At 38.4% G+C, this 5,896-nt stretch carries 7 protein-coding genes; 1 reads left to right on the forward strand and 6 read right to left on the reverse strand.

The features are described from left to right. Nucleotides 1-387: ABC transporter transmembrane domain-containing protein (locus tag AC1DWN_RS27125; protein ID WP_477562001.1), on the reverse strand; the 387-nt coding region annotated here is incomplete at its 3' end. 323 nt (nt 388-710) lie between these two features. On the opposite strand from AC1DWN_RS27125, the gene AC1DWN_RS27130 reads away from it, so the two are divergent. After that, entirely contained in the window at nt 711-1,058 is a 348-nt protein-coding gene (locus AC1DWN_RS27130; RefSeq protein ID WP_477562007.1) for a MarR family winged helix-turn-helix transcriptional regulator, read from the forward strand. 95 nt (nt 1,059-1,153) lie between these two features. Here the strand turns inward: AC1DWN_RS27130 and AC1DWN_RS27135 are convergent, their stop codons facing one another. From AC1DWN_RS27135 to AC1DWN_RS27155, 5 genes are all read right to left on the reverse strand, one after another. Then, on the reverse strand, nt 1,154-1,831 hold the full coding sequence (locus AC1DWN_RS27135; protein ID WP_477562002.1) for an HAD family hydrolase: 678 nt from the start codon (nt 1,829-1,831) through the stop codon (nt 1,154-1,156). A 124-nt stretch (nt 1,832-1,955) separates the two neighbouring features. Next, a complete protein-coding gene (locus AC1DWN_RS27140; protein ID WP_477562003.1) occupies nt 1,956-2,474 on the reverse strand; it encodes an NUDIX domain-containing protein in 519 nt (172 codons plus the stop codon). 693 nt (nt 2,475-3,167) lie between these two features. Beyond that, a complete protein-coding gene (locus AC1DWN_RS27145) occupies nt 3,168-4,400 on the reverse strand; it encodes an MFS transporter (protein ID WP_477562004.1) in 1,233 nt (410 codons plus the stop codon). Nucleotides 4,401-4,426: 26 nt separating this feature from the next. After that, complete coding sequence (locus AC1DWN_RS27150) at nt 4,427-5,461, reverse strand: ROK family transcriptional regulator (RefSeq protein WP_477562005.1); 1,035 nt, start codon at nt 5,459-5,461, stop codon at nt 4,427-4,429. Between the two features lie 166 nt (nt 5,462-5,627). Then, nucleotides 5,628-5,896 (reverse strand): antibiotic biosynthesis monooxygenase family protein (locus AC1DWN_RS27155; protein ID WP_477562006.1); only part of this gene is annotated, 269 nt, incomplete at its 5' end.

The following is a 5,896-nucleotide window of genomic DNA, read 5'->3' on the forward strand; positions in this document are numbered from 1 at the left end:
ATTTTGAGTATGAGAACTGTGCTTGCTCTCATGGTACTTCAACGATATGTTTGTTAATTGCTCAAGTACAATCTGCCTCATTCTGAACACTATATTCGTATTGACGATCTGGTTGCAAACTCTAGCGCCAAGTGAACAGACCATTCCCAAAATTACCATTAAAACGATTCCGATAATAAGGTTGTAGAGATCGGAATGAGACAGTTGTGTCCCTTTATCAAAAATTCGTTTTGTTAGCTCAGCAAGCAGCAACGCTGCCACCGTGCCGCCTAGCTGAAGAAACAATACCGCAAGGTACCAATATTTATAACGCTTACAAAGCAATAAAATCCTTTTAAACCCTTTTCTTCGAATAAGCTTCATGACGTTACGATTATTCGTGTCCATCTTTTACCCCTTATCCATCATTGAAATTTATCTACCAAACCATTCATATAAATGGAAAGTTATCTCACTCTATCTTATCAATCCTATACATCGCGTCAAGGTTAAAAACAGCTATACTCATGTATCGTTATCCTGCTCTTTCCATCTCACGTTCCATTTTGATCATATTTTTAAGTGATCGTATTCAGAATATCTCGTTGTACAAAGCGTTAAGCTTTACCCTTTGCAATTTCGTAATAATATCTATAAAATAAATTTAATAAATCAGATGTGATTCTAGTATCTCGTTTATATAGTGTCTTGATGACTATTTATCTGTAGATATTCTTCGCGAAAAAGGTCCCATCACCGCAGGTGAACTTTCAAAACTGACTGGGCTTGCTACAGGCAGTGTCACGGCATTAATTGACCGACTTGAAAAAAACGGTTATGTTCGCAGGCAAAATGATCCAAATGACCGTCGCAAAGTCATTATTGTCCCTTTGTATGAAAATAAAGAAGAAGTAAGCAATGCATACCATCCGCTTCACACAGCAATGATTAAACTGGCTTCCTCCTATTCAGATGAAGAGCTTGTGTTCATTTCACAGTTTTTAGATAAAGCAAGTGAGGTCATAGAGGAACAGATTCACAATCTCAGCCCCGCCCCGCGCAGTAAATCTTCTTCATGAACCTTTTAGCATAAAATAAAAAGGGTGATATTCCGGATAGTCAATTGACTTCGGATTATCGCCCTTTTACCATAGATTGTGCGCCAAAATATGTATTAGGCTAAAGTGTTCCGATAGCTCGTTACATATTGCGTTAATTCCTCTAAATCATTAATAATTGCGTCGGCATAAACTTCATATGAATATTGTGTGTTTTGTTTCCATACTGCTCTAATCCCTACAGCACGACTCGCACTTATATCGTTTTCCGGGTGGTCACCTACAAACAGAGCATCTTCTGCTTTCACGCCGAGTTTAGACAGTGCTCGAATAAAAATTGCCGGGTCAGGCTTTCGCAGTCCTTCCCATTCTGATATCAGAACCTCATCAAATAAATGACTGATACCCAGTGCTTTGAAGTTATCATATTGAAACTGACCATAGCCATTAGAGACTAAAGCTAGCTTAACGCCATTATTTTTTAAATGGATAAGCATACTTAGCAAGTTAGGAAAACCTACACAATGCTTTTGAAAACCAATCAAATAATCATCTAGAAGCTCTCGCCATTCTAACTCCTCTATTAAAAACTCAGCAAGTAGCTGTTGATACACCTTATCTTTCCAAACATATCCATGACTATCAAGTTCGATAAAACGCTCCACAAAAACATCTTTCTCCACTATTTGAAGTTGAGTATACCGGTCGTACTGATCGCGAGCAAATTGTATAAGCGAAGCATCACGATCCAATAACGTGCCATCTAAATCAAATAGTACTGCTTTAATAGTCATCTAATTAGCCGCCTTTTCTGATGATTAATACTATATTTACTCGTTTGCTTAGTAATCGTCCCCAATACATGACCTACAGCGTTGTCATCCGAAGATAAAGTACCTGTCATTATACGAACCTTTATCATTTATCGCTACCTAATACCCCTGCCACTTTTCTTAGTGCATCTTCATAAAAGGCTAGATTTCTGTGTACCCAAGGAATTTTATAGGCATCTTCAGGTTTAAATAGCCCTCTTCCTTTTGTTTCATTAGTACTTTTAAAATCATCAAGCTTTATAATTTTTGCACAATAAAAAACCATATAGCTATCAGGAAAAGGATACTTATAATTCTCTGGTTCCTTATATATTCTAATTAATTCATGTCCAAGAACCTGAGGTGAGTCAATTACAGCACCAGTTTCTTCATACAATTCTCTTTTCATTGCTTGCATTGGCGACTCCCCTAATTCAATATGCCCACCAGGAATATCCCATCCTCTCTCATTCAAATTAGTTAATAATAATTCATTGTCTTGAAATGCAAGCACAAACGAACTGGTAATTAATTTATGTTGCGGAAGGACATTCGATAATACTAAGCGTGTTTCATTCGGCAACGGAAGGCTTGCAACATTTTTTTCTAACCTAATAATGTTCATCTGACATTACCCCTATTTCTCTTAAGTATTCATTTAATTTTAAATAAACTCTTGCTTACTCCTAGCTCATCATCAACCAATAAGCGTCCAATCCCTTCAAGATCACAAAGTAATGCTGTTCTTATTTCCATATTTAACACTCCTAAATCTATTTTAGTTTCCTGATAATTTAAATTATATTGTACTTAATGCAACCATAACTATTGGTTTTCCACCTAACTGCTCTTCTATTAAAAAGATAAATATAGTTTCAATATTTGCACCTAGATGAGATCCTAACTTTGGAAGCTTCGATTTAGTGTCAGGATATGAAATTAATTGCTTGGTTATCTCCATCCGTGGTCTCTTTCCGATGAATTAATTGGAAATTCTGAAACTAATTCGTCTCACTTTCCACAATTACCCTCATTAATATCACAATCTGAAACTAAATTATCATAACTTACAAGCATTCAGAAAAATATATACATTCACAGTGATATCCTATCGACTAATGCCTTGTGCTCGATCGTTTCTATGTTATTTCATAGTAATAGAGATACCAAGTTAATTCTAATATCTGTATCATATATGAAAAATAGTAATAACCTATAATGGCGATCAATAAATCTATGCCACCGGGGTTAGCAGAAAAAAAGCGGCAGGCCGAACCGATGAGGTTGGCTGCCGCTTTATGAAAAATAGTACTTATGATTAAAACGCTGTAGTTTTCGATTTCCCCTCTTTGGTAAAGACATTCTTTTTCAAAAAGACATTCAATCTCTCTGAAAATAAGAACATAACTGCAGCTGAAGCAACGATAAAAAATGGGAAGATTCCGATTGTTGAAAAGGAAGCTGCTAGTCCTAAAAGAGGCGGCACAAACGTAGCACCCGTATAGGCAACAGCCATCTGATAGCCCATAATGGTCTGGGAGTGTTTCTTCCCAAAACGTACGGGCGTTTCATGCAGCATACATGGATATATCGGAGCCAGCCCTAGTCCCACTATAATAAAACCAGCAAGCGAGAAACCTGACGGCAATGGCAACAAAAGCAATACCGCACCAGCTAAAGCCGTGATTTGCCCACTCCGAATTAGAATACGGTTACTCAGCTTAAAAGTAATAAAACCGGTAATAAATCTGCCGATTGTGATTCCTGCGTAAAATAATGCAACCCATTGTGCAGCTACTGCTGCGGGCAGTCCCTTTATATTTACAAGAAAGCTGCTTCCCCAGAGTCCCATCGTTGCTTCGATTCCACAATAAAACAAGAAGGATACGAGTGCCAGTTTTACTCCCTTAATCTGTAAAGGCTTAATAGGCTCGGAAGATTGTTCATCTACTTCGTCCACTAATTCTTTTGGCTCTTCACTGGAAGCAGCCTTGCTACTTCTAGCGACCCGATCCCATAAAGGCAGCGTGACGAAAAGGATAACAACTAAGCAAATCTGAATAGCAGCTACTGTAAGGTAGCCTTGCCTCCATAAGTTTTGCCCGGAAATAAACTGCGCCATTATAATGGGGCCAAGCGTAGCGCCGACTCCCCAAAAACAATGAAGCCAACTCATATGATGTGCTTTATAATGTGCAGCAACATAATTGTTTAGGCCTGCATCTACCGAACCAGCGCCTAATCCAAACGGAATGGCACATATCATCAACCAAAAGATTGATGGAGAAATAGCGAAGCCTAGCAGAGCACCAGCTGTCATTATACAACTGACAAGTGTTACCTTGCCCGTTCCAAAACGTTTAAGTACCGTACCACTTGCCAAGCTTGACACAATCGTGCCCGCTGCTATCGTCATATAAAGCAAGCCTGCAGTCTCTAGCGGAGCTGCAAAGTCCAATTGCATGACAGGCCAAGCCGATCCCAGCAATGAATCAGGTAATCCCAAGCTAATAAAAGCCAAATAAATGATGATTAAAAAAAATGTAGCCATAATGTTTACAGTACTCCTAATGCATGCTATTTTTTTGTTCCAGAGATCATAAGATCAAGACCAAGCTTTTGTAATCCATATAAATAATCTTGTTTCCAGTCACTTGTTGTAAGCTCGGGAAGATGTTCTTCCGGAATATATGTTGCACTCCTTATTGCAATTTGGTTGATCATTGTATGGCTCACTTCATCGTTGCTAAAAATAATCGTGTGGGGGTTCAGTATAGCTATAAAAGAAGCTACCAAACGACTAACAGCATCAATCCGCTCCTCCTCATGCAAACTTGCTGTTTCTGCCAGGTCTCCATTGTTTATAGCTTGCAGAAAATTACGTTTATCATATTGAGGGACGAATGAAACTTCACCTGAGAAAAAAGTACTTCCTCGCACCACATCTCCATTAATCATAATGCCGGCACCAGGACCATTTTGACCCATGTACAAGTAAATTAAAGACGAATTGTCCTTATTCCGCCTATTATTGTTGTTGTATCCTAGTACAGCAGCATTCATATCGTTCTCTACTACGACAGGTATAGATAAACGATCTTCGAAGTATCCTTTCAAATCAAAATTATGAAACTGCTCATAGCTTGGTATATAAATAATGCGTCCATTATTGACCGAACCAGGTACACCGATTGCTATAGATTTGATCTTCGAATATTTTGCTATGATCTCTTCAATATGCTTCGTTAAGCTCTGAACACCATCCACTAGGACACTCGGACTCATTCCTTGTTCTTTTACTTCTCCTAAGCAATTAAATATCGTGTAATTTGTTTCTTTTTTTTCTAAAAAAATAGCCAGACTGAGCATATACTCCGGATTGTAAGCATACCTTTTCGCTCTTCTTCCGCCACTAGAATCATCAAGACCTACTATAATAAGCTCCCCGTCTTTTTCCATTTGGGCTAGGAACTTACTAGTTGTAGGAAAGCTAATTCCTAATTTGTGACTCAGTTCAACTTTTGTTGCACTTCCAAGTGCCAGAAGAGCTGTGCGTATACCACGAAGAATAACCTTTTTCATCTCTTTTGGAGCTGCAATCCATTCATCCACAACAATCACCACCTCATAGCGCAACACTTATTAAACACGTTTAATAAGTTAGAATGATGATACCAAAAATTCTTCACAATGAAAAGTACTTTTAATGTAAAAATAAAAACGGCTGCCGAAGCAACCGCCTTTCTCGCTATTTGGATCAACCTTATGGAAAATCCTTTTAAAAGGAATACTCTCTTTCCACTTTACAAATTTTCACCTTATAGTATTGATACCAGTCCTTCATACCTTTCTCCTGAGCAACTTTATGTGATTGATTCTGCTTCCAATTGCTGATCGCCTCCAAGCTATCCCAATAGGAAACGGTAATACCAGCTCCTGATGCATCCCTCACGCTTTCAACTCCTAGGAAACCAGGTTGCTCTGTTGCAAGTTGCTCCATTTTTTCTGCCATGTTACCATAGCCGTTATCACCATCAGTGCGTTGAC

This window comes from Paenibacillus sp. P4_A7, assembly GCF_056402455.1.